The organism is Sphingomonas melonis (assembly GCF_013409985.1).
In the GTDB taxonomy this organism is placed as follows: Bacteria; Pseudomonadota; Alphaproteobacteria; order Sphingomonadales; family Sphingomonadaceae; genus Sphingomonas; species Sphingomonas melonis_A.
Genome location: NZ_JACCBY010000003.1, coordinates 256,214 through 275,486 on the forward strand (window position 1 = coordinate 256,214; position 19,273 = coordinate 275,486).

A 19,273-nucleotide genomic window follows, 5' to 3' on the forward strand; every position below is an offset into this window, starting at 1 on the left:
GGCTCGCCGCCGGCGTCCTGCTGGTGGTGCTGGGGCTGGCCGGGGTGTTCGGCTTTCGCGCGTGGCAGCGCTCGCAGGAGGCTGACCGCGCGGTCGCCGTCCAGGATTTCACGCCGAGCGGCGCCAATCCGGGCGAGGCGATCGAGACGGTCGAAACCACCGATGTCGCGCTGCCGACCGGCGGCACGCCGATGGCGCAGCGCGTGGCGGTGGTCGGCCTGCTCAACAAGCGCAACGGCATCAGCCGCGACCTCACGTTGAAGCCGGGGCAGGCGGTCCGGGTCGACGATGCGATCGTGCGCCTGCGCGCCTGCGAACATACCGCGCCCTGGGAGCAGGACCAGCTTACCGGCGCCTTCGTCCAGCTCGACGTGCGCGGCAGCGACCGTCAGTGGCGGCGCACCTTCTCGGGCTGGCTGTTCAAGGAGCGGCCCGCGCTCAACGTCGTCCAGCACCCGGTCTACGATGTCTGGACCAAGAGCTGCACGATGTCCTGGCCGGCGACCGGGCCGGAGACGACATCGCTGTCCGGCGGTGCGCCCGCGGGCAGCCGGTCGAGCGCGAAGAAGTCGCCCGCCGCCGACGATGCCGACGCGACGCCCGACGAGCCGATCGTCCCCTCCAGCGCCCCGGCGAGCAACGCGCAATAATCCGACCGGTCGATCTCCACCGCGCCGAGCGAGGCGAGGTGCGAGGTCTGGAACTGGCAGTCGAGCAGCGTGAAGCCGCCGACCTTCAGCCGCGCGACCAGCCAGGCGAGCGCGACCTTGGAGGCATCGGTGCGCCGGCTGACCATCGATTCGCCGAAAAAGGCACGGCCGAGCGCAAGGCCGTAGAGGCCGCCGACCAGCTCGTCGCCCTCCCAGCATTCGATCGCGTGCGCGAAGCCCATCCGGTGCAGCATGACGAAGGCGCGTTCTATACCGCTGTTGATCCACGTGTCCGGCCGATCCTCGGCGCTTTCGGCGCAGAGCTGGATCATCCGGTCGAACGCGGTGTCGGCGGTGACGCGGAACCGGTCGCGTGCGATCGTCTTGCGCAGCGAGCGCGACAGGCGGAAGCCGTCCAGCGGCAGGATCGCGCGGCTGCGCGGCTCGACCCAATAGACGCTGGCGGCGTCGCGATGGTCCGCCATCGGGAAGACGCCGACCGCATAGGCGCCGAGCACGGTTTGCGGATCAAGCATGTCCATCACCGCTGAGGTGGCGCAGGCGGGGCGGTGGTGCAAGTGGCCTGCACGCTGCCGCCCGGCCCGAGCGGGTCGGTCAGCCGAGCGGCAGCGCGGCGAACTCGGGCGTATCCTCGGCCCGCGCGGACAGCGCCGCGAGCGCCGGGCATCGTGCCGCGGGTACGGCATCCGGCAGCACGTTGCTGGTGAACCGCCACGCCACCGCCGCGGTGATGTCCGCCTGCATCCGCCGGCCGGGCACGAGCCAGTCCTCGACCCTGGCATAGCTGTCCTCGAGCAGGTCGTAGGCGGTCTGCAATTGCCCGCGTACGCGGTCGAGCCATGGCTGGTGCTGCTTGTCGGCGGGGCGTAGCGTCGTCTCGTAGACGATCTGCACGGTCTTCTCGCAGGCGGCGAGCGCCAGGCCGATCGCGCGCTGCGACGCCAGGAAGGCGGCGGGATCGTCGGGCAGTAGGCGCCGTTCCGCCGGCACCATACGGTCGAGATAGCCGAGGATCAGCGTCGAATCGATCAGCACGGTGCCGTCGTCGGTGACCAGCGTCGGCGCCTTCACCGTCGGGTTGATCGCGCTGAACGCGTCGAAGTCGCGGAACACGGACAGGGGTTCGTGTTCAAAGGCGAGGTCCATCGCCTTCATCGTGATCGCCACCCGGCGGACAAAGGGCGAATCGAGCATGCCGATCAAACGCATGGGGCCAATCCTTTCGAGATGGGGGTGGAAGCGTCGGTTATTTCGCCAGCCGCGCCTCGATCGTCGTCCACAATTTGGCGAACGCCTGCGCGCCCGCTGACCGCGGGGCATAGGTGGCGACGGGGGCGCGATGCTCGGCCATCGCCTCGACCGCGCTCGCCATCGGGATGACGGGCCAGTCGGGATGGGCGGCGAGCGCATCGGCGTGGAGGCGGCGGCGGCGGTCGACCATCATATGGACGGGCAGCACCGGCACCTTGCCGCCGAGGTGGCGGACCACCTCGTCATGCGCGCGCTGCGCGAAGGGCGAGGGGATCACCGGCAGCACGATGAGGTCGGCGGCGCGGATCACCTGTTCGCTCGTCTCGGTCAGGCCGGGCGGGCAATCGAGCAGGACATGGTCGTAGTCGCCGATCTGTTCGATCAGGCGATCGAGCCGGCGGCGCTTGCCGATATCGTGCAGCACCAGATCGAGCGTGCGCAGCGAATCGTCGGCCGCGATCAGGTCGAGCAGCGGGACGTCGGTGGGGCGGGTATGCGCGGCGGGCTTGGCGTCCTTGGTGAACAGCGCGCGCGCATGATCGCCGACCGGCGTGCGGCCGAGCACCCAGCTGCTCGATGCCTGCGGATCGAGATCCCACAGGATCGTGCGCCGCTTCGACACCGCGGCGCTGCTGTAGGACAAATTGACCGACAGCGTGGTTTTACCCACGCCGCCCTTCGAACTGTAGATCGCAATCGTCGCCATGCGCGCGTGCGTACCGGAATGGACCTATATCGGCAACGGCGGATGAGCGCCGCCATGCAAAAGGGCCGGCGGATCGCTCCACCGGCCCCCGGGATTGTGCGGTGCCGCAGTTAGGACTTGCAGCTCTGCGACGGCTTGCCGGGCTGGGTGACGGTGATCGTCTTGGGATCGCCGGTCAGCTTCCAGCCGCCCTCGGCGACCAGCGGATCGCCCGCCTTGTCGGCGGTCAGGCGCGTCGGCGTGCCGGTCTGCGTGGTCTTGACCAGCGCCAGCTTGTCGCCCTCGAACAGGGTGACGTAGAGGAGGCTGTTGTCCTTGCAGCGGAAGGTCTTCTCCGCCTTGATCGCGGGCGGCAGTTCGACCGGGCCGCGGTTGGCCAGCGCGTTGGCCATCGGATCGGGGTTGGAATCGAGCACTTCGGCCGAGTTGGGCTTGGAGTTGCAGGCCGCCAGCGCGAGCAGCGCGGCGGTGGCGGAGAGGAGGAGAGGGCTCTTCATAGCGGCGCGACGCTTCGCGCATGCAGCAAGGAGCGTCAAGCAAGATGACTGACGTATGTGACCTAGCTCGGGAAAATGCGCCGAACGCCGCCCGGCGCAGGGCGGCCGCAAGCGACGTGCTCCGGCTTGGCTGCGGCGAAGCTTAGCTTCGCTTGCCGCTGGCCTCGCCACGCGCCATCTAGCGGCGATGCACACGACGCCCGATACCCTGGCCCTGATCGGCAATACCCCCCTCGTCCGCCTCAAGGGGCCGAGCGAGGAGAGCGGGTGCGACATCTTCGCCAAATGCGAATTCGCCAACCCCGGCGCGTCGGTCAAGGATCGCGCGGCGCTCGCCATCGTCGAGGATGCGGAGGCGCGCGGCGTGCTCCATCCCGGCGGCACGATCGTCGAGGGGACGGCCGGCAACACCGGCATCGGCCTCGCCCTGGTCGCCAATGCCAAGGGCTATCGGACGATCATCGTCATGCCCGAGACGCAGAGCCGCGAGAAGATGGACACGCTGCGCGCGCTCGGCGCGGAGCTGGTGCTGGTTCCGGCGGCGCCTTATGCCAGCCCCTATCATTTCGTGCACACCTCGCGCCGGATCGCCGAAGAGCGCGACAATGCGCTGTGGGCCAACCAGTTCGACAATGTCGCCAACCGCCGCGCGCATATCGTCGGCACCGCCGAGGAGATCTGGCAGCAGATGGAGGGGCGGATCGACGGCTTCACCTGCGCGGCGGGCACCGGCGGGACGATCGCCGGGGTCGGCCTGGGGCTGAAGGCGAAGGACGAGCGGATCTGCATCGCGCTCAGCGATCCGCACGGCGCGGCGCTGTATGAATATTACGCGCATGGCGAGCTGCGTGCCGAGGGCAGTTCGGTTGCCGAGGGGATCGGGCAGGGGCGGATCACCGCCAATCTGGAAGGCGCGCCGATCGACACGCAATTCCGCATCTCCGATCAGGAGGGCTATCGCTGGGTGCGGCGGCTGCTCGACGAGGAGGGGCTGTGCCTCGGCCTGTCGTCGGGGATCAACGTCGCGGGCGCGGTGCGGCTCGCCGGGCATCTCGGGCCGGGCAAGCGGATCGCGACCATCCTGTGCGACACCGGCTTCCGCTATCTCTCGTCGCTGTACGACCCTGAATGGCGCGCCGCGAAGGGGCTGGCATAACGCGGCGGAGGGGTCGGCGGCGCGAGTCGCACCGGCTGTCTAACCCACCGCAAACCGCTTATTCGACAAAGCGGTGACGAACCGTTACAGACATACGGCAAGATGAGAGCCGTGCGAGACAGCCAGCAGACGATGCAACGGATCAAGGTCGGCGTGATCGGCCTGGTCGCGGTGATGCTGCTGATCGCGGTCGCCAGCGCGATTCTCGGCTCGGCGACGCGCGAGCGGCCGATCGCCGCCGCCGGCTCGGCGCAGGCCGATGTCGTCGCCAACATCGCCATGACCAACACCGGCGCCGCTGCCGCCGCCGCGGCCGGTGCCTCCGGCGAGCCGCTCGCCGAATTGGGCGTCGCCCCCTCGACCAGCAACAGCCAAGCGCCGCGTTGATGATCCGCCGGGGAAATCCGGGGATCGCGGCGATTTTCTGCGTAAGTAGATGCATTTTAATGCCTTCGCGCAAGGCCGCGCGGGGCGTCGTACGCGCCGTCCGCCCGCCCGGATAGCAAGGGGCGGGGCCGTTTCCCCGCATTTCCCCAAAAATCCCGTTGCGTCCCCGGGGTGCTGTTGATACCAACAGCGTCAACGGGGCAGGCATCACCGGTTGCGTTCAATCGCAGCGGACCGAAGGGCGACGGCGCGTCGCTTTTCGGAACGGTGGGCTGTGCACGTCAGGGTGCGAGACGGGCGTGGCAGAAAGGGGCGATTATCAGGGAAGCGGTCTTGCCCTTGTCGATGACAAGGGTCGCGTCGCCATCCCCAATGCGCTCCGCTCGACGTTGGCCGAGAATGCGCCGCGCCCCGACGGCAAGGACGGTGGCACGGTCATCATCGCCGCGCACGAGGACCAGCCCTGCCTGATCGCCTACGATCCTGCCTATCTCGCCGAGCTCAAGCGCGAGCTGAACGAGCGGGTCGCGCTGTCGCGCGGTCCCGACGGCAAGATCGACCACAATATCAAGCGCGGCGGAGCCAATGGCGAAGCCGTGCCGTTCGACGGATCGGGGCGCTTCATCATGCCGGGTTTTCCCCGTTTCTATGCCGGTATCGGGGCCCATGCCTTCTTCTGGGGCACGCTCGACTATATCGAGATCTGGGATCCGAAGACCCTGCTGTCGACGCCCAACATCGCGCCGCAGATGGTCGCCGCCTGCCGCTATTACTGCCAGGAAAAGGGCATCGCGCTGTGACCGGCGTGAATGACGCCCCGCACATCCCGGTGCTGCTCGACGAGGTCGTCGCGGCGCTCGCCCCCGCCCCGGGCGAGCGAATCGTCGACGCGACCTTCGGCGCGGGCGGCTACACGCGGGCGATCCTCGCGACGGGGGCGCAGGTCATCGCCTTCGATCGCGACCCCGATGCGATTGCCGCCGGCCGCGCCGCCGACCTGCCCGGCCTGACGCTGGTGCACAGCGATTTCTCGGCGCTGGAGGCGGCACTCGATTCGCCGGTCGACGGGCTGACGATGGATATCGGCGTGTCGTCGATGCAGCTCGACCAGGCCGAGCGCGGCTTCTCCTTCCAGTCGGACGGGCCGCTCGACATGCGGATGAGCCAGGAGGGGCCGAGCGCCGCCGACTTCCTCAACACCGCCGACGAGGAGGCGATCGCCGACATCCTCTATCACTATGGCGACGAGCCCAAGTCGCGCCGCGTCGCGCGGGCGATCGTCGCGGCGCGGCCGCTGACCCGTACGTCGGAGCTGGCCAATGTGGTGCGCAAGGCGCTCGGCCATCGCCCGCACGACAAGAAGGACCCGGCGACGCGCACCTTCCAGGCGATCCGCATCCACGTGAATCGGGAATTGGGCGAACTCGCCGACGGCCTCGCCGCGGCCGAGCGCGTTTTGAAGCCGGGCGGTCGCTTGGCGATCGTCACCTTCCACAGTCTGGAGGATCGGCTGGTCAAGCGCTTCCTGCGCGACCGGTCGGGCAATGCGCCGGGCGGTTCGCGGCACCTGCCGCAGGCGGATGCGGGCATCGCTCCGAGTTTCGAGGCCGTCGGCCGCGCGGTGCGCGCCGGCGAGGCCGAGGTCGCGCGCAATCCCCGCGCGCGCTCGGCGACGTTGCGGACCGCCCGGCGAACGGCGGCGCCCGCTTGGGGCAATGGCAATCTGGCGGAGGTGACATCATGACGGCGGCGTATCGGTTGAAGGGGATCGGGTGGTTCGGTGGCTGCGTCGCCATCGTCCTCGGCTTCTACCTGGTCTCGCTGCAGGTCGCGGCGGAGCGCAAGAAGCTCGAGACGATGGATCGCAAGATCGATTCGGCGCAGCGCGACATCCGCGCGCTGGAGACCGAGTTCGAGACGCGCGCCAACCTCGCCCAGCTCGAGAAATGGAACGGCGAGACGCTGGCGCTGGCCGCGCCCGTCGCCGGCCAGTTCGTGACCGACGAGAGCGCGCTCGCCAGCCTCGACGTCAACCGGGTCGGCGCGCCGGCGCCGGGGACGAAGATGGCCGCGCTCGTCGTGCCCTCGCTCGCCACCGTCAACGTCGCCGCCCCCGCCGCCACGCCCGCGCCCGCCGTCGTCCAGGTCGCCGCCGCGCTGCCGACCGCCAAGCGCGCCGTCATCAAGGTCGCCGCGATGGAGAAGAGCGCGCCGATGCTCGCCAAGCTCAACGAGGCGGCGCGCGGCAAGGTCGCGGTCGCCAAGGTGCGGCCGCAGGCGGTCGCGATGCTCGACAAGAAGCTGCTCTCCGACACCACGCTCGGCGACATCCTCAGCAGCGCGCGTGCGGAGGCCCGCAAGCGTTGACCGTCATCGTCGCCCGGCCCGCACAGCAGCGGCGCAACGCCACCCAGCGCCATGCGCTGGTGGCGACGTCGCACATGCGTCTGATGATGCTGCTGATGCTGTTCGCGGCGGCGGTGACGCTCGTCATCGGCCGGCTGGCGATGCTCGGCATCATGTCGGGCGGCGAGGCGGAGGCGCGCGTCGCCGCGCTCGCCGCGCGCGGTGACATCGTCGACCGCAACGGCGCGCCGCTCGCGCGCACGATCGACGCCTGGACGATCGCGGTCCACCCCAAGCAGATCATCGGCGACAAGATGGAGATCGCCAGCCGCCTCGCCGCGCTGATGCCCGACCGCGGCGATCAGGCGTGGTTCTACGGCCAGCTCACCCGTCCGGTCAGCTTCGTCTATCTGCAGCGCCGCGCCAGCCCCGCGCTGGTCGAGCAGGTCAATGCGATCGGCGAGCCGGCGCTGGTCTTCGCGCGCGAGACGCAGCGCCTCTATCCGCAATCGACGATGGCGAGCCACGCGCTCGGCTTCCTCTCCACCGACGGCCACGGCATGAGCGGCATGGAGCGCGTGCTCGACGAGCGGCTGCTCGATCCGACCAAGGCGGGTCAGCCGGTCGCGCTGTCGCTCGACGTGCGGGTGCAGGCGGCGATGGAGAGCGAGCTGAGCCGCGCGATGAACACCTTCTCGGCGCGGGGCGCAGGCGGCATCGTCCTCGACGTCGCCACCGGCGAGGTGATCGCGATGGTCTCGCTGCCGACGTTCAACCCCAATCGCGTCGGCATGGCGGGCTCGGAGGAACTGCGCAACGTCACGACGCAGAGCGTGTTCGAGCTCGGCTCGACCTTCAAGCCGATCACCGTCGCCACCGCGATCGACACCGGCACGGTGACGCTCAACCGCAAGTTCGACGCGACGCACCCCTTGAAGGTCGGCGGCTTCACCATCCATGACGAGCGCGGCGATCCGCAGCGCTGGCTGTCGATGCCCGAGACGCTGATCTATTCGTCGAACATCGCGACCGCGCGCATCGCCGACGAAATCGGGCCGCAGAAGATGCAGGCCATGTTTCGCAAACTGGGTTTCGACACCAAGCCCGATATCGAGTTGCGCGAAAAGGGGCGGCCGCTGATGCCGACCTATTGGGCGCGGACCACGACGATGACCACCGCCTACGGCCATGGCATCGCGGTGACGCCGCTGCATCTCGCCAACGCCTATGCCGCGCTGGTCAATGGCGGCATCTGGCGGCCGGCGACTTTGCTCAAGGTGGAGCCAGGCAAGGCGCCGGTCGGCCGCCGCGTCATCAGCGAGGCGACCAGCGCGCGGATGCGCCAGATGCTGCGACTTATCGTGTTGCGCGGCACCGGGCGCAAGGGCGAGGCGCCGGGCTATCGCGTCGGCGGCAAGACCGGCACCGCCGAGGCGGCGGTGGCGGGCGGCTACGACCATTCGCGCAACGTCGCGACCTTCGCCGCGGCTTTCCCGATGGACGCGCCGCGCTATGTCGTGTTGGCGATGCTCGATTCGCCGCTCGGCACGAAGGAGACGTTCGGTTGGAAGACTGCCGCCTGGAATGCGGCGCCCGTCGTCGGGCGGACGATCTCGCGCGTCGGCGCGATGCTCGGCGTGGTGCCCGACGAGCGGCAGGACATCGACGTGTCGGACCTGATGCCGCTGATCTGGCAGGACCCGACGCGCAAGACGGCGAACGGCAATTGAGGAGGGTGAGATGAGGTTGGGCGCACTCACCGGCGGCAACGAAGAGGCGATCGTCACCGGCTTCGCGATCGACCATCGCAAGGTCGCCCCCGGCACCGTCTTCGGCGCCTTCCAGGGCGCACGCGTCAATGGCGAGGATTATATCGCCGACGCGGTCCGGTCGGGCGCGATCGCGGTGGTGACCCGCCCGGGCGTGCCGGTCGAGGGCGCCTTCGCGATCGTCGACGACAATCCGCGCGAACGCTTCGCCCGCGCCGCCGCCGCCTTCTTCGCGCCCTTTCCGGAGGTCGCGGTGGCGGTCACCGGCACCAACGGCAAGACCTCGACGGTCGAGATGACGCGGCAGCTGTGGCGGATGGCGGGGGCGCATGCCGCCTCGATCGGCACGCTCGGCGTCACCACCGCCGACGAGCGCGTGACCACCGGCCTGACCACGCCCGACGTCGTCACCTTCCTGTCCAACGTCGCCGGCCTCGCGCGCGAGGGGATCACCCATGTCGCCTTCGAGGCGTCGAGCCACGGCCTCGTCCAGTATCGCACCGAGGGGCTGACCGTCGCCGCCGCAGCCTTCACCAATCTCAGCCGCGACCATCTCGATTATCACGGCGACATGGGCGCCTATCTCACCGCCAAGCTGCGTCTGTTCTCCGAGGTGCTGAGCCCGGAGGGGACCGCCGTGGTCTGGGCCGACGACATGTATGCGCCGCGGGTGATCGACCTGGCGCAGGCGCGCGGCAACCGGCTGGTGACGGTCGGCGAGCGCGGCGCCACGCTGCGGCTGGTCGAGCGCGACCCGACGCTGCTGGGGCAGGGGCTGACGATCGAGGCGGAGGGGCAGACGCACCGCGTCATGCTGCCGCTGATCGGCGGCTATCAGGCGGCGAACGCGCTGGTCGCGGCGGGGCTGGTGATCGCCACCGGCGGCGACGTGGCGCGGACGATCGCCGATCTCGCGCGGCTGCAACCGGTGCGCGGCCGGCTGGAGCGCGCGGCGATCGCGCGCAGCGGCGCGCCCGTCTATGTCGATTACGCGCATACCCCCGATGCGCTGGAGGCGGCGATCGCCGCGCTCAAGCCGCATGCCGGCGGCCGCCTGATCGTCGTCTTCGGTGCCGGCGGCGACCGTGACCCCGGCAAGCGCGAGACGATGGGCCAGGTCGCGCAGATGCAGGCCGACCTCGCCATCGTCACCGACGACAATCCGCGCACCGAAGACCCCGCCGCGATCCGCGCCGCGATCCTGAAGGGCGCCACCAACGCCCGCGAGATCGGCGACCGTCGCGAGGCGATCGCCGCGGCGATCGGCGAGGCGGGGCCGCAGGACATCGTGCTGATCGCCGGCAAGGGCCACGAACAGGGCCAGATCGTCGGCGACATGGAACTGCCCTTCGACGACGTCACCGTCGCGCGGGAGTATGCGGCGTGAAGGGCGGCACTGTTGCTCCCCTCCCTTTCAGGGGAAGGGCTGGGGGTGGGGAAGTCCCATGCGTCCTCGGTAAGACACCGCCCCACCCCAACCCCTCCCCTGAAGGGGAGGGGCTTGTATGACGCTCTGGACCGCCGCCGAGATCGCCGCCGCTACCGCAGGCACCGCCTCCGCTGAGTTCGCCGCCACCGGCGTCGCCTTCGACAGCCGCGAGGTCGGCGCCGGCGACCTGTTCGTCGCGCTGACCGGCGAGAGCACCGACGGCCACCGCTTCCTGCCGCAGGCGTTCGCGCAGGGCGCGGCGGGCGCGATCGTCTCCGACCCGACCGACCATCCGCACGTCCGCGTCGCCGACACCTTCGCGGCGCTCAACGACCTCGGCCGCGCCGCCCGCGCGCGCATGGCGGGGACGGTGATCGGCGTCACCGGCTCGGTCGGCAAGACCAGCGCCAAGGAGGCGCTGTTCGCCGCGCTCGACCGGTCGCTGCCCGGCGCGGTCCACCGCTCGGTCAAGAGCTACAACAACCATACCGGCGTGCCCCTCAGCCTCGCCCGCATGCCGCGCGACACCAGGGTCGGCGTGTTCGAGATGGGCATGAACCACGCCGGCGAACTCGCCGAACTGACGCAACTGGTGCGCCCGCATATCGCGATCGTCACCGCCATCGCGCCGGCGCACACTGCCTTCTTCCCCGACGAGAGCGCGATCGCCGACGCCAAGGGCGAGATCTTCCGCGCGCTCGAACCCGGCGGCGTCGCGATCGTCCCCTATGACAGCCCGCATCGCGACCGGCTGATCGCCGCGGCGGCGCCCTATGCGGCGCGCACCGTCACCTTCGGCCTGACCAAGGGCGCCGACGTGCGCGCGATCGAGGCGATGCGGCTGCCCGCCGGCGGCTCGTTCGTCACCGCGCAGATCGGCGAGCGCGAACTGTCGTTCACCTTGTCGCAGCCCGGCATGCACTGGGTCTCCAACGCGCTGGCGGTGCTCGCCGCGGTCGATGCCGCGGGGGCCGATCTCGCCCGCGCCGGCCTTGCGCTCGCCGAACTCGGTGGGCTGACCGGGCGGGGCGCGCGCTTCGTCGCGCCCGTCGAGGGCGGCGAGATGCTGGTGATCGACGAAAGCTACAACGCCAACCCCGCCTCGATGCGTGCGACGCTCGCGGTGCTGGCCGAGGAGTCGGGCCGCCACCTCGCCGTGCTCGGCGAGATGCGCGAACTGGGCGAAGGATCGGACGCCTATCACGCCGACCTCGCCGATCCGGTGCTCGCCGCGCGGGTCGAAGCGGCCGTGCTGGTCGGTGAAGCGATGGCGCCGCTCGCCAAGGCCCTTGAGGGACGCACCCAAGTCATGCATGTGGCCGACGCCGCCGCCGCGCTCGGCCGGTTGAAGGACCTGGCCCGCGCCGGGGATGCGGTGCTCGTCAAAGGGTCTAACGGTGTCGGGTTGTCGCGGGTGGTCGCGGGACTCGCCAATGCGGGCGATCAGCGATCGCTGGGGGGCGGAACGTAATGCTATATTGGATCGCCGAGCATCTGGGCTTCACCGGATTGCTGAACCTCATCCGCTACCAGTCCTTCCGGACCGGTGCGGCGGTCGCGACGGCGCTCCTGATCGGGCTCATCATCGGGCCGCGCTTCATCGGCTGGCTGCGCGTGCGCCAGGGCAAGGGGCAGCCGATCCGCGCCGATGGGCCGCAGACCCACCTCGCCAAGCGCGGCACGCCGACGATGGGCGGGCTGATGATCCTGACCGCGATGAGCCTCGCCATCCTGATCTGGATGGACCTCAGCAACCCCTATGTCTGGTCGTGCCTGTTCGTGACCTTGGGCTTCGGCGCGATCGGGTTCATGGACGATTACGACAAGGTGAGGAAGGCGAGCACCGCGGGCATCTCTGGCCGGACCCGGCTGCTGCTCGAATTCGCCATCGCCGGCATCGCCTCGTGGATCATCATGGGCCAGAACGGGCCGCACCTCTACCTGCCGTTCACCGACCGGCTGTACCTCGACCTCGGCTATGCCTTTCCGCTGTTCGCCGCCTTCACCATCGTCGCCTTCGGCAATGCGGTGAACCTGACCGACGGGCTCGACGGGCTCGCGACGATGCCGGTGATCATCGCCAGCGTCGCCTTCATGCTGATCGTCTATCTCGCCGGCAACGTGAAGTTCGCCACCTATCTCGGCATTCCGCACGTGCCCGGCGCGGGCGAGCTGGCGATCTTCTGCGGCGCGGTGATCGGCGCGGGGCTCGCCTTCCTCTGGTTCAACGCGCCCCCCGCCGCGGTCTTCATGGGCGACACCGGCAGCCTGGCGCTCGGCGGCGCGCTCGGCACGATCTCGGTCGTCGCGCATCACGAGATCGTGCTCGGCATCGTCGGTGGCCTGTTCGTCGTCGAGGCGCTGTCGGTGATCATCCAGGTGTTCTTCTACAAGCGCACCGGCAAGCGCGTCTTCCGCATGGCGCCGATCCACCACCATTTCGAGCAGCTCGGCTGGAGCGAGCCGACCGTCGTCATCCGCTTCTGGATCATCAGCCTCGTGCTCGCGCTCGCCGGCCTGTCGACGTTGAAGCTGCGGTGATCACCAGCCCGACCTTCGCCGGCCGGCGCTATGCGGTGCTCGGCCTCGCCCGCTCCGGCCTCGCCACCGTCCGCGCGCTCGCCGCGAGCGGCGCCTATGTCGTCGGCTGGGACACCAGCGCGGACGCGCGCGAGCGCGCATCCGCGATCGACGGTGTGATCGTCCACGATATCGCCGAGCTGAGCCTCGACGGCGCGGCGGGACTGGTCGTCTCGCCCGGCGTGCCGCTCAACACGCATCCGCTTGCCGCGCGCGCGCGCGAGGCGGGCGTGCCGGTGATCGGCGATATCGAATTGTTCGCGCAGGCGCGTGGCGACCTGCCGCCGCACAAGGTCGTCGGCATCACCGGCACCAACGGCAAGTCGACCACCACCGCGCTGATCCACCACATCCTGAAGACCGCGGGCGTGCCGACGCTGATGGGCGGCAATATCGGCCTGCCGATCCTCGAACAGGCGCCGCTGCCGGCCGGCGGCGTCTACGTCCTCGAACTGTCGAGCTATCAGATCGACCTGACGCAGAGCCTCGATTGCGAGGTCGCGGTGCTGCTCAACGTCACCCCCGACCACCTCGACCGCTATGACGGGTTCGAGGCCTATGCCGCGTCCAAGGCGCGGCTGTTCGCGATGCAGTCGCCGCAGCATGACGCGATCGTCGGCATCGGCGACGCCCCCTCGGCGCAGATCGCGCGCGGCCTGTCCGCGCGGGGCGACCATCTCACCAAGATCGCCCCCGGCGTCTGCATGGACCAGTCGCGCTGGCCGGCGCTGCAAGGTCCGCACAACGCGCAGAACGCGCTCGCTGCGATCGCCGCGGTCAAGGCGCTCGGCGTGACCGAGGCGGACATCGATCGCGGCCTCGCCAGCTTCACCGGGCTGCCGCATCGCATGGAGACCGTCGCGGTCCGCCACGGCGTGACCTTCGTCGACGACAGCAAGGCGACCAACCCGGAAAGCACCGCGCCCGCGCTCGGCGCGTTCGGGCGCATCCACTGGATCGTCGGCGGCAAGCGCAAGGGCGACGACCTCGATGCCTGCGCGCCCTATTTCGATCATGTCGCCGCGGCCTATACGATCGGCGAGGCGGGGCCGCTGTTCGCCGACCTGCTGAACGGCCGCGTTCCGGCGGTGACGCACAGCGGCGACCTCGCCACCGCGGTCGCGCAGGCGGCGGCGGCGGCGGGCCCCGGAGATACCGTGCTCTTGTCGCCGGCCTGTGCTAGTTTCGACCAGTTCCGCGATTACGAGGAGCGCGGCGCCGCGTTCCGCGCGGCGGTGGAGGCCCTCGCATGACCAGTGCCGGTATGACCGACGCGCACCGCGACACGCTGATCGCCAAGGTCAAGCGGCGCGGCGGCCGGGGCGACCGTTCGCCGCTCGGCACCTGGTTCTGGGACATCGACCGGATGCTCCTGTTGCTGACGCTGTTCCTGATCGCGATCGGGCTGATCGCGGTCGCGGCGGCGAGCCCGGCGACCGCGGTCCGCTATTCCGGCGAGCATCACAAGTTCACGCCGCTCTATTATTTCTGGCGCCAGCTGATCTGGGTCGGCGTATCGCTGCCGGTGCTGTTCGGCGTGTCGATGCTGCCGGTGCCGCTGGCGCGGCGGCTGGCGCTCGGCGGCGCGGCGGTGCTGATCGCCTGCCTCGCGCTCACCCCCTTCGTCGGCAACAGCATCAACGGCGCGCGCCGCTGGATCGGCTATGGCTTCGCGCAGATCCAGCCGTCCGAATTCCTCAAGCCGATGTTCATCGTCACGGTCGCCTGGCTGATGTCGCTGAAGGCGAAGGACCCGGAACTGCCCACCGTGCTGATCACCGGGGCGCTGACCGCGCTGATCGCGGGGCTGCTGATGCTGCAGCCCGATTTCGGGCAGACGGTGATCTTCTGCACGGTCTGGCTGGCGATGCTGATGATCGCGGGCACGCCGATGCGCGTCCTCGGCGGGATCATCGCGCTGGTCCCGGTCGGCCTGACCGCGGCGTACATGTTCTACGGCACCGCGCGCAACCGCATCGACGCCTTCCTGTTCCCGAGCGTCGAGGGCGAGGGGGCGAGTGACCATTTCCAGACCAACGCCGCGCATGCGACGATCACCAGCGGCGGCTGGACTGGCACCGGCCCCGGCGGCGGCACGGTCAAGTTCGGCCTGCCCGAGGCGCATACCGATTATATCTATTCGGTGATCGGCGAGGAATTCGGCCTGATCGCCTGCGCGATCATCGCGATCGTCTTCCTCGCCATCGTCGTGCGTGTCTTCGTCAAGCTGCTCGACGAGCAGGACGAGTTCAAATTGCTTGCCGCGTCGGGCCTCGCGGTGCAGTTCGGCGCGCAGGCGCTGGTGTCGATGGCGGTGAATACCGGGCTGGCGCCGTCGAAGGGGATGACGCTGCCGTTCATCAGCTACGGCGGTTCGTCGATGATCGCGCTGTCGATCGGCATGGGGCTGCTGCTCGCGTTCACGCGGCGCAACCCGTTCCTGACGCGCAGCCCGTATGTGGTGAGATGGGGATCGAATTGAGCAAGCATTACGTCCTCGCCGCGGGTGGTACGGGGGGGCATATGGTCCCCGCCGCGGCGCTGGCCGAGGAATTGACCCGCCGCGGCCATCGCGTCGCGCTGATCAGCGACCAGCGCGGCGTCCGCTTTCCCGGCCTGTTCGACGGTATCCAGACGCACGTGCTGCCCGCCGGCCGCTTCCAGGTGAAGCGGCCGCAGGGCTGGCCGTCGGCGGTGCGCGAGATGCTGCGCGGCCGGGCGATGGCGCGCGAATTGTACCGCACCTTCAAGCCCGCGGCGGTGATCGGCTTCGGCGGCTATCCCGCGATGCCGGCGCTGCTCGCCGCCTTCGCCAACAAGATCCCGACCGCGGTGCACGAACAAAATGCGGTGCTCGGCCGCGTCAACCGACTCGTCGCCGGCCGCGTCGATGCGATCGCGACCTCTTATGCCACCACCGAGCGGCTGGCGGCGAAGCATGAGGCCAAGGTGCATCTGGTCGGCAACCCGGTGCGCGACGCGGTGCTGGCGCTGCGGGCGCGGCCCTATCCTTTGCTCGAGGAGGACGGCATCTTCCGCGTCCTCGTCACCGGCGGCAGCCAGGGCGCGAGCATCCTCAGCCAGGTGGTACCGGACGGGCTGGCGATGCTGCCGATCACCTTCCGCCGCCGGTTGCAGGTCACGCATCAGGCGCGGATCGAGGATATCGACGCGGTGCGCGCGCAATATGCCGAGCATCAGATTCCGGCCGAGCTTGCCACCTATCTCCCCGATATGCCCGAACAGCTCGCCTGGGCGCATCTGGTGATCGCGCGCGCCGGCGCCTCGACCATTGCCGAGCTGACCGCGGCGGGGCGGCCGGCGATCCTCGTGCCGCTGCCCGGCGCGACCGACGACCATCAGACCGCCAACGCGCGCGAGATCACCAAGGCGGGCGGCGCGCGCACCATCCCGCAGCCCGAATTCACTGCGGTCGAACTGGCCAAGCAGATGCAGAAGCTCGGCCTCGACCCGGTCGCGCTGGAGAATGCCGCGACCCGCGCCAAGAGCGTCGGCCGCCCGCATGCGGTCCGCGACCTCGCCGATCTGGTCGAGAGCCTCGACGCGCCGGTGTCGCGCCTGCCGGTCGCCACGTCCGGCTCGCGGCAGGAGGCGTTCGCGTGATCGCCCGTCGTCGCATGTTCGGGTCCGACCGCGTCCTCACCTACCCCGTCACCCCGGACTCGTTCCGGGGTCCACTCTGCGGCGAGGGGAACGGCTTGAAGCGCGAGCGTGGGGTTGAGGCGCGGTGGACCCCGGAACGAGTCCGGGGTGACGGATGTCTTGGGGCGCCCGTCCCGGTCTCATCGGCGGCGCCTTCTTCCTGCGTAGCGAGGATTCGCGCATGATCCGCGGCGTCGCGACCGATATCGGGCCGATCCATTTCGTCGGCATCGGCGGCATCGGCATGTCCGGCATCGCCGAGGTGATGAAGAACCTCGGCTATACCGTGCAGGGCTCCGACGTCGCCGAGGGCTATGTCGTGCAGGGATTGCGCGACAAGGGCATCGCAGTGACGATCGGCCATGCCGCCGCCAATGTCGCCGACGCGGCGGTGGTGGTCACCTCGACCGCGATCACCCGCACCAATCCGGAGGTCGAGGCGGCGCTGGAGCGGCGCATCCCCGTCGTCCGCCGCGCCGAGATGCTCGCCGAGCTGATGCGCCTCAAATCGACCGTCGCGGTCGCCGGCACGCACGGCAAGACGACGACGACCTCGATGGTCGCGGCGCTGCTCGATGCCGGCGGGATCGATCCGACCGTCATCAACGGCGGCATCATCAACAGCTACGGCTCGAACGCGCGATTGGGCGCGAGCGACTGGATGGTGGTCGAGGCGGACGAGAGCGACGGCAGCTTCCTGCGCCTCGACGGCACGATCGCGGTGGTCACCAACATCGATCCCGAGCATCTCGACCATTACGGCTCGTTCGACGCGGTCAAGGACGCCTTCGTCGAGTTCGTCGAGAACGTGCCCTTCTACGGCGCGGCGCTGCTTTGCCTCGATCACCCCGAGGTACAGAACGTGCTGCCGCGCGTCCGCGACCGCCGCGTCGTCACCTATGGCTTCTCGGCACAGGCGGATATCCGCGGCGTCAACGTCACGCCGGTGCCGGGCGGCAACCGCTTCGAGTGCATCGTGCGCGAGCGGGACGGCACCACCCGCTCGATCGAGGGGGTCGAGCTGCCGATGCCCGGTCGCCACAATGTCCAGAACGCGCTTGCCGCGATCGGCGTCGCGCTCGAACTCGGCATCCCCGATGCGACGATCCAGCAGGGCTTCTCCGCCTTCGGCGGCGTCAAGCGGCGCTTCACCAAGGTCGGCGAGGTCGCGGTCGACGGCGGGTTCGTCACGATCATCGACGATTACGGCCATCATCCGGTCGAGATCCGCGCCGTGCTCGCCGCGGCGCGCGAGGGCGCGCGCGGCCGGGTGATCGCGGTTGTCCAGCCACACCGCTATTCGCGGCTCGGCAATCTGATGGAGGACTTCCAGACCGCGTTCAACGACGCCGACCGCGTGCTCGTCACCCCGGTCTATGCCGCGGGCGAGGCGCCGGTCGAGGGCGTCGATGCGCAGGCGCTGGTCGACGGGCTCAAGCGCCGCGGCCATCGCTCGGCGACGACGATCGCCGATGCCGATGCGCTGGCGGACGAACTCGCCGCGACGATCCAGGCGGACGACATGATCGTCTGCCTCGGCGCGGGCGACATCACCAAATGGGCGGCGGGGCTGGCCACGGCGATCGGAGAGCGGCGATGAACGACTGGTTCGATGCGGGGCTGAAGCTCCAGAAGCAGATGCTCGACGCGCAGCGTAAGTCGCTGGAGGCCGGCAGCCATGCGATTGGCGCCGGCGAGGCACTGGTCCAGGCGCAGGAGGCGACCCGCAAGGCCGCCGAGGCCAATCTCGCCGCGATCCAGGCGTGGACGCGACTATGGGGTGTCGGCCCTTGGTGAATGCGGACACCATCGCGCTGCCGGCCGTGCGCGGGCGCCTGACCGAGGGCGCGCCGCTGGCGCCGCTCGTCTGGTTCAAGTCTGGCGGCACCGCACAATGGCTGTTCGAACCCCGGGATGCCGACGATCTCGCCGACTTCCTGCGCGATCTCGACCCGGCGGTGCCGGTGATGGCGCTCGGGCTCGGCTCGAACCTGATCGTCCGCGACGGCGGCGTGCCCGGCGTGGCGGTGCGGCTCGGCAAGGCGTTCGCGCAGGTCGAGCGGCTCGACGACACGACGCTGCGCTGCGGCGGCGGCGCGAGCGGCATCCTCGTCTCCTCGACCGCGCGCGATGCCGGGATCGGCGGCGTCGAATTCCTGCGCTCGATCCCCGGTACGGTCGGCGGCTTCGTGCGGATGAACGGCGGCGCCTATGGCCGCGAGGTCAAGGACGTGCTGGTCGACTGCGACGTCGTGCTGCGCTCGGGCGAGCGCCGCACGCTGGCGGCGGCCGATCTCGGCTACACCTATCGCCACAGCACGCTGCCCGCGGGCGCGGTGGTCGTCGCGGCGACCTTCCGCGGCCACCCCGCCGAGCCCGCCGCGATCGCCGCCGAGATGGACCGGATCGCCGCCGAGCGCGAGGCGTCGCAGCCGCTGCGCTCGAAGACCGGCGGCTCGACCTTCAAGAACCCCGCCGGCCACAAGGCGTGGGCGTTGATCGACGCCGCCGGCTGTCGCGGCCTGACCCGTGGCGATGCGCAGGTGTCGGAGAAACATTGTAATTTCCTGCTCAACCTCGGCTCGGCCAGCTCGGCGGAGATCGAGGCGCTGGGCGAAGAGGTACGCGACAGGGTGAAGGCACATTCGGGCGTGACATTGGAATGGGAAATCCAGCGGGTTGGGGTGGCGAAGTGATGGCGACGACGATCAATTCCTCCCTCGCTTTAGCGGTGGAGGGGGACCGCCCGGCTCAGCCGGGTGGTGGAGGGGGCGTTTCCCCAAACGCGAATCTCACCGTATCCTCCCCCTCCGTCACG

General features: G+C 69.8%; 19 protein-coding genes and 1 pseudogene. 16 read left to right on the forward strand and 4 right to left on the reverse strand.

Annotated elements, in window-relative coordinates:
* Nucleotides 1-191: 191 nt before the first annotated feature.
* A pseudogene (locus HD841_RS11945) lies at nt 192-425 on the forward strand (DUF2155 domain-containing protein); the annotation flags it as partial.
* A 35-nt stretch (nt 426-460) separates the two neighbouring features.
* Here the strand turns inward: HD841_RS11945 and aat are convergent.
* From aat to HD841_RS11965, 4 genes are all read right to left on the reverse strand, one after another.
* The gene (gene aat / locus HD841_RS11950) at nt 461-1,192 is read right to left on the reverse strand and encodes a leucyl/phenylalanyl-tRNA--protein transferase (protein ID WP_179509399.1); all 732 of its coding nucleotides are present in this window, start codon (nt 1,190-1,192) and stop codon (nt 461-463) included.
* A 73-nt stretch (nt 1,193-1,265) separates the two neighbouring features.
* Nucleotides 1,266-1,880 carry a glutathione S-transferase gene (locus HD841_RS11955; RefSeq protein WP_179509106.1) on the reverse strand — a complete coding sequence of 205 codons (615 nt, stop codon included), beginning with the start codon at nt 1,878-1,880 and terminating at the stop codon, nt 1,266-1,268.
* A gap of 37 nt (nt 1,881-1,917) precedes the next feature.
* On the reverse strand, nt 1,918-2,628 hold the full coding sequence (locus HD841_RS11960; RefSeq protein ID WP_179509107.1) for a ParA family protein: 711 nt from the start codon (nt 2,626-2,628) through the stop codon (nt 1,918-1,920).
* A gap of 110 nt (nt 2,629-2,738) precedes the next feature.
* Nucleotides 2,739-3,125 (reverse strand): hypothetical protein, encoded by a 387-nt coding sequence (locus HD841_RS11965; RefSeq protein ID WP_179509108.1) that lies wholly within the window; start codon nt 3,123-3,125, stop codon nt 2,739-2,741.
* Between the two features lie 187 nt (nt 3,126-3,312).
* Here HD841_RS11965 and HD841_RS11970 point away from each other — a divergent pair, with 187 nt between their 5' ends.
* The 15 genes from HD841_RS11970 to murB all read left to right on the forward strand — a co-directional run bounded on the left by HD841_RS11970 (nt 3,313) and on the right by murB (nt 19,151).
* Nucleotides 3,313-4,281, forward strand: a complete 969-nt coding sequence (locus HD841_RS11970; RefSeq protein WP_179509109.1) for a cysteine synthase A — start codon at nt 3,313-3,315, stop codon at nt 4,279-4,281.
* Between the two features lie 111 nt (nt 4,282-4,392).
* Nucleotides 4,393-4,668 (forward strand): hypothetical protein, encoded by a 276-nt coding sequence (locus tag HD841_RS11975; protein WP_373563006.1) that lies wholly within the window; start codon nt 4,393-4,395, stop codon nt 4,666-4,668.
* Between the two features lie 299 nt (nt 4,669-4,967).
* On the forward strand, nt 4,968-5,468 hold the full coding sequence (locus HD841_RS11980) for a division/cell wall cluster transcriptional repressor MraZ (protein ID WP_179509110.1): 501 nt from the start codon (nt 4,968-4,970) through the stop codon (nt 5,466-5,468).
* Nucleotides 5,469-5,473: 5 nt separating this feature from the next.
* The gene (gene rsmH, locus HD841_RS11985; protein WP_179509401.1) at nt 5,474-6,412 is read left to right on the forward strand and encodes a 16S rRNA (cytosine(1402)-N(4))-methyltransferase RsmH; all 939 of its coding nucleotides are present in this window, start codon (nt 5,474-5,476) and stop codon (nt 6,410-6,412) included.
* The gene (locus HD841_RS11990) at nt 6,409-7,035 is read left to right on the forward strand and encodes a hypothetical protein (RefSeq protein ID WP_179509111.1); all 627 of its coding nucleotides are present in this window, start codon (nt 6,409-6,411) and stop codon (nt 7,033-7,035) included. The genes rsmH and HD841_RS11990 overlap by 4 nt, the downstream gene beginning before the upstream one ends.
* A complete protein-coding gene (locus HD841_RS11995; RefSeq protein ID WP_179509112.1) occupies nt 7,032-8,744 on the forward strand; it encodes a peptidoglycan D,D-transpeptidase FtsI family protein in 1,713 nt (570 codons plus the stop codon). Before HD841_RS11990 ends, HD841_RS11995 begins: the two co-directional genes overlap by 4 nt.
* Nucleotides 8,745-8,754: 10 nt before the next feature.
* On the forward strand, nt 8,755-10,170 hold the full coding sequence (locus HD841_RS12000) for a UDP-N-acetylmuramoyl-L-alanyl-D-glutamate--2,6-diaminopimelate ligase (RefSeq protein WP_179509113.1): 1,416 nt from the start codon (nt 8,755-8,757) through the stop codon (nt 10,168-10,170).
* A gap of 118 nt (nt 10,171-10,288) precedes the next feature.
* Complete coding sequence (locus HD841_RS12005) at nt 10,289-11,683, forward strand: UDP-N-acetylmuramoyl-tripeptide--D-alanyl-D-alanine ligase (RefSeq protein WP_179509114.1); 1,395 nt, start codon at nt 10,289-10,291, stop codon at nt 11,681-11,683.
* The gene (gene mraY, locus HD841_RS12010) at nt 11,683-12,753 is read left to right on the forward strand and encodes a phospho-N-acetylmuramoyl-pentapeptide-transferase (protein WP_179509115.1); all 1,071 of its coding nucleotides are present in this window, start codon (nt 11,683-11,685) and stop codon (nt 12,751-12,753) included. Before HD841_RS12005 ends, mraY begins: the two co-directional genes overlap by 1 nt.
* Entirely contained in the window at nt 12,750-14,045 is a 1,296-nt protein-coding gene (gene murD, locus HD841_RS12015) for a UDP-N-acetylmuramoyl-L-alanine--D-glutamate ligase (protein WP_179509116.1), read from the forward strand. Before mraY ends, murD begins: the two co-directional genes overlap by 4 nt.
* Nucleotides 14,042-15,274: an FtsW/RodA/SpoVE family cell cycle protein gene (locus HD841_RS12020; protein ID WP_257015478.1), complete on the forward strand. Its 1,233-nt coding sequence runs from the start codon at nt 14,042-14,044 to the stop codon at nt 15,272-15,274. Before murD ends, HD841_RS12020 begins: the two co-directional genes overlap by 4 nt.
* The gene (gene murG / locus HD841_RS12025; RefSeq protein ID WP_373563020.1) at nt 15,265-16,416 is read left to right on the forward strand and encodes an undecaprenyldiphospho-muramoylpentapeptide beta-N-acetylglucosaminyltransferase; all 1,152 of its coding nucleotides are present in this window, start codon (nt 15,265-15,267) and stop codon (nt 16,414-16,416) included. The genes HD841_RS12020 and murG overlap by 10 nt, the downstream gene beginning before the upstream one ends.
* A gap of 223 nt (nt 16,417-16,639) precedes the next feature.
* Nucleotides 16,640-18,055: a UDP-N-acetylmuramate--L-alanine ligase gene (gene murC, locus HD841_RS12030; protein ID WP_179509403.1), complete on the forward strand. Its 1,416-nt coding sequence runs from the start codon at nt 16,640-16,642 to the stop codon at nt 18,053-18,055.
* Complete coding sequence (locus tag HD841_RS12035; protein WP_257015480.1) at nt 18,052-18,252, forward strand: hypothetical protein; 201 nt, start codon at nt 18,052-18,054, stop codon at nt 18,250-18,252. The genes murC and HD841_RS12035 overlap by 4 nt, the downstream gene beginning before the upstream one ends.
* A complete protein-coding gene (gene murB / locus HD841_RS12040) occupies nt 18,231-19,151 on the forward strand; it encodes a UDP-N-acetylmuramate dehydrogenase (protein ID WP_179509119.1) in 921 nt (306 codons plus the stop codon). Before HD841_RS12035 ends, murB begins: the two co-directional genes overlap by 22 nt.
* The last annotated feature ends 122 nt before the right edge of the window (nt 19,152-19,273 follow it).

Bases quoted from the DNA above. Each gene is read 5' to 3' on its own strand.
- HD841_RS12035 (WP_257015480.1), top strand. From the start codon at position 18,052: ATGAACGACTGGTTCGATGCGGGGCTGAAGCTCCAGAAGCAGATGCTC.
- murB (WP_179509119.1), top strand. From the start codon at position 18,231: ATGGGGTGTCGGCCCTTGGTGAATGCGGACACCATCGCGCTGCCGGCC.
- HD841_RS12005 (WP_179509114.1), top strand. From the start codon at position 10,289: ATGACGCTCTGGACCGCCGCCGAGATCGCCGCCGCTACCGCAGGCACC.
- HD841_RS11955 (WP_179509106.1), bottom strand. From the start codon at position 1,880: ATGCGTTTGATCGGCATGCTCGATTCGCCCTTTGTCCGCCGGGTGGCG.
- HD841_RS12020 (WP_257015478.1), top strand. From the start codon at position 14,042: ATGACCAGTGCCGGTATGACCGACGCGCACCGCGACACGCTGATCGCC.
- HD841_RS11990 (WP_179509111.1), top strand. From the start codon at position 6,409: ATGACGGCGGCGTATCGGTTGAAGGGGATCGGGTGGTTCGGTGGCTGC.
- HD841_RS11970 (WP_179509109.1), top strand. From the start codon at position 3,313: ATGCACACGACGCCCGATACCCTGGCCCTGATCGGCAATACCCCCCTC.
- HD841_RS11965 (WP_179509108.1), bottom strand. From the start codon at position 3,125: ATGAAGAGCCCTCTCCTCCTCTCCGCCACCGCCGCGCTGCTCGCGCTG.
- HD841_RS11960 (WP_179509107.1), bottom strand. From the start codon at position 2,628: ATGGCGACGATTGCGATCTACAGTTCGAAGGGCGGCGTGGGTAAAACC.
- mraY (WP_179509115.1), top strand. From the start codon at position 11,683: ATGCTATATTGGATCGCCGAGCATCTGGGCTTCACCGGATTGCTGAAC.
- aat (WP_179509399.1), bottom strand. From the start codon at position 1,192: ATGGACATGCTTGATCCGCAAACCGTGCTCGGCGCCTATGCGGTCGGC.
- HD841_RS12000 (WP_179509113.1), top strand. From the start codon at position 8,755: ATGAGGTTGGGCGCACTCACCGGCGGCAACGAAGAGGCGATCGTCACC.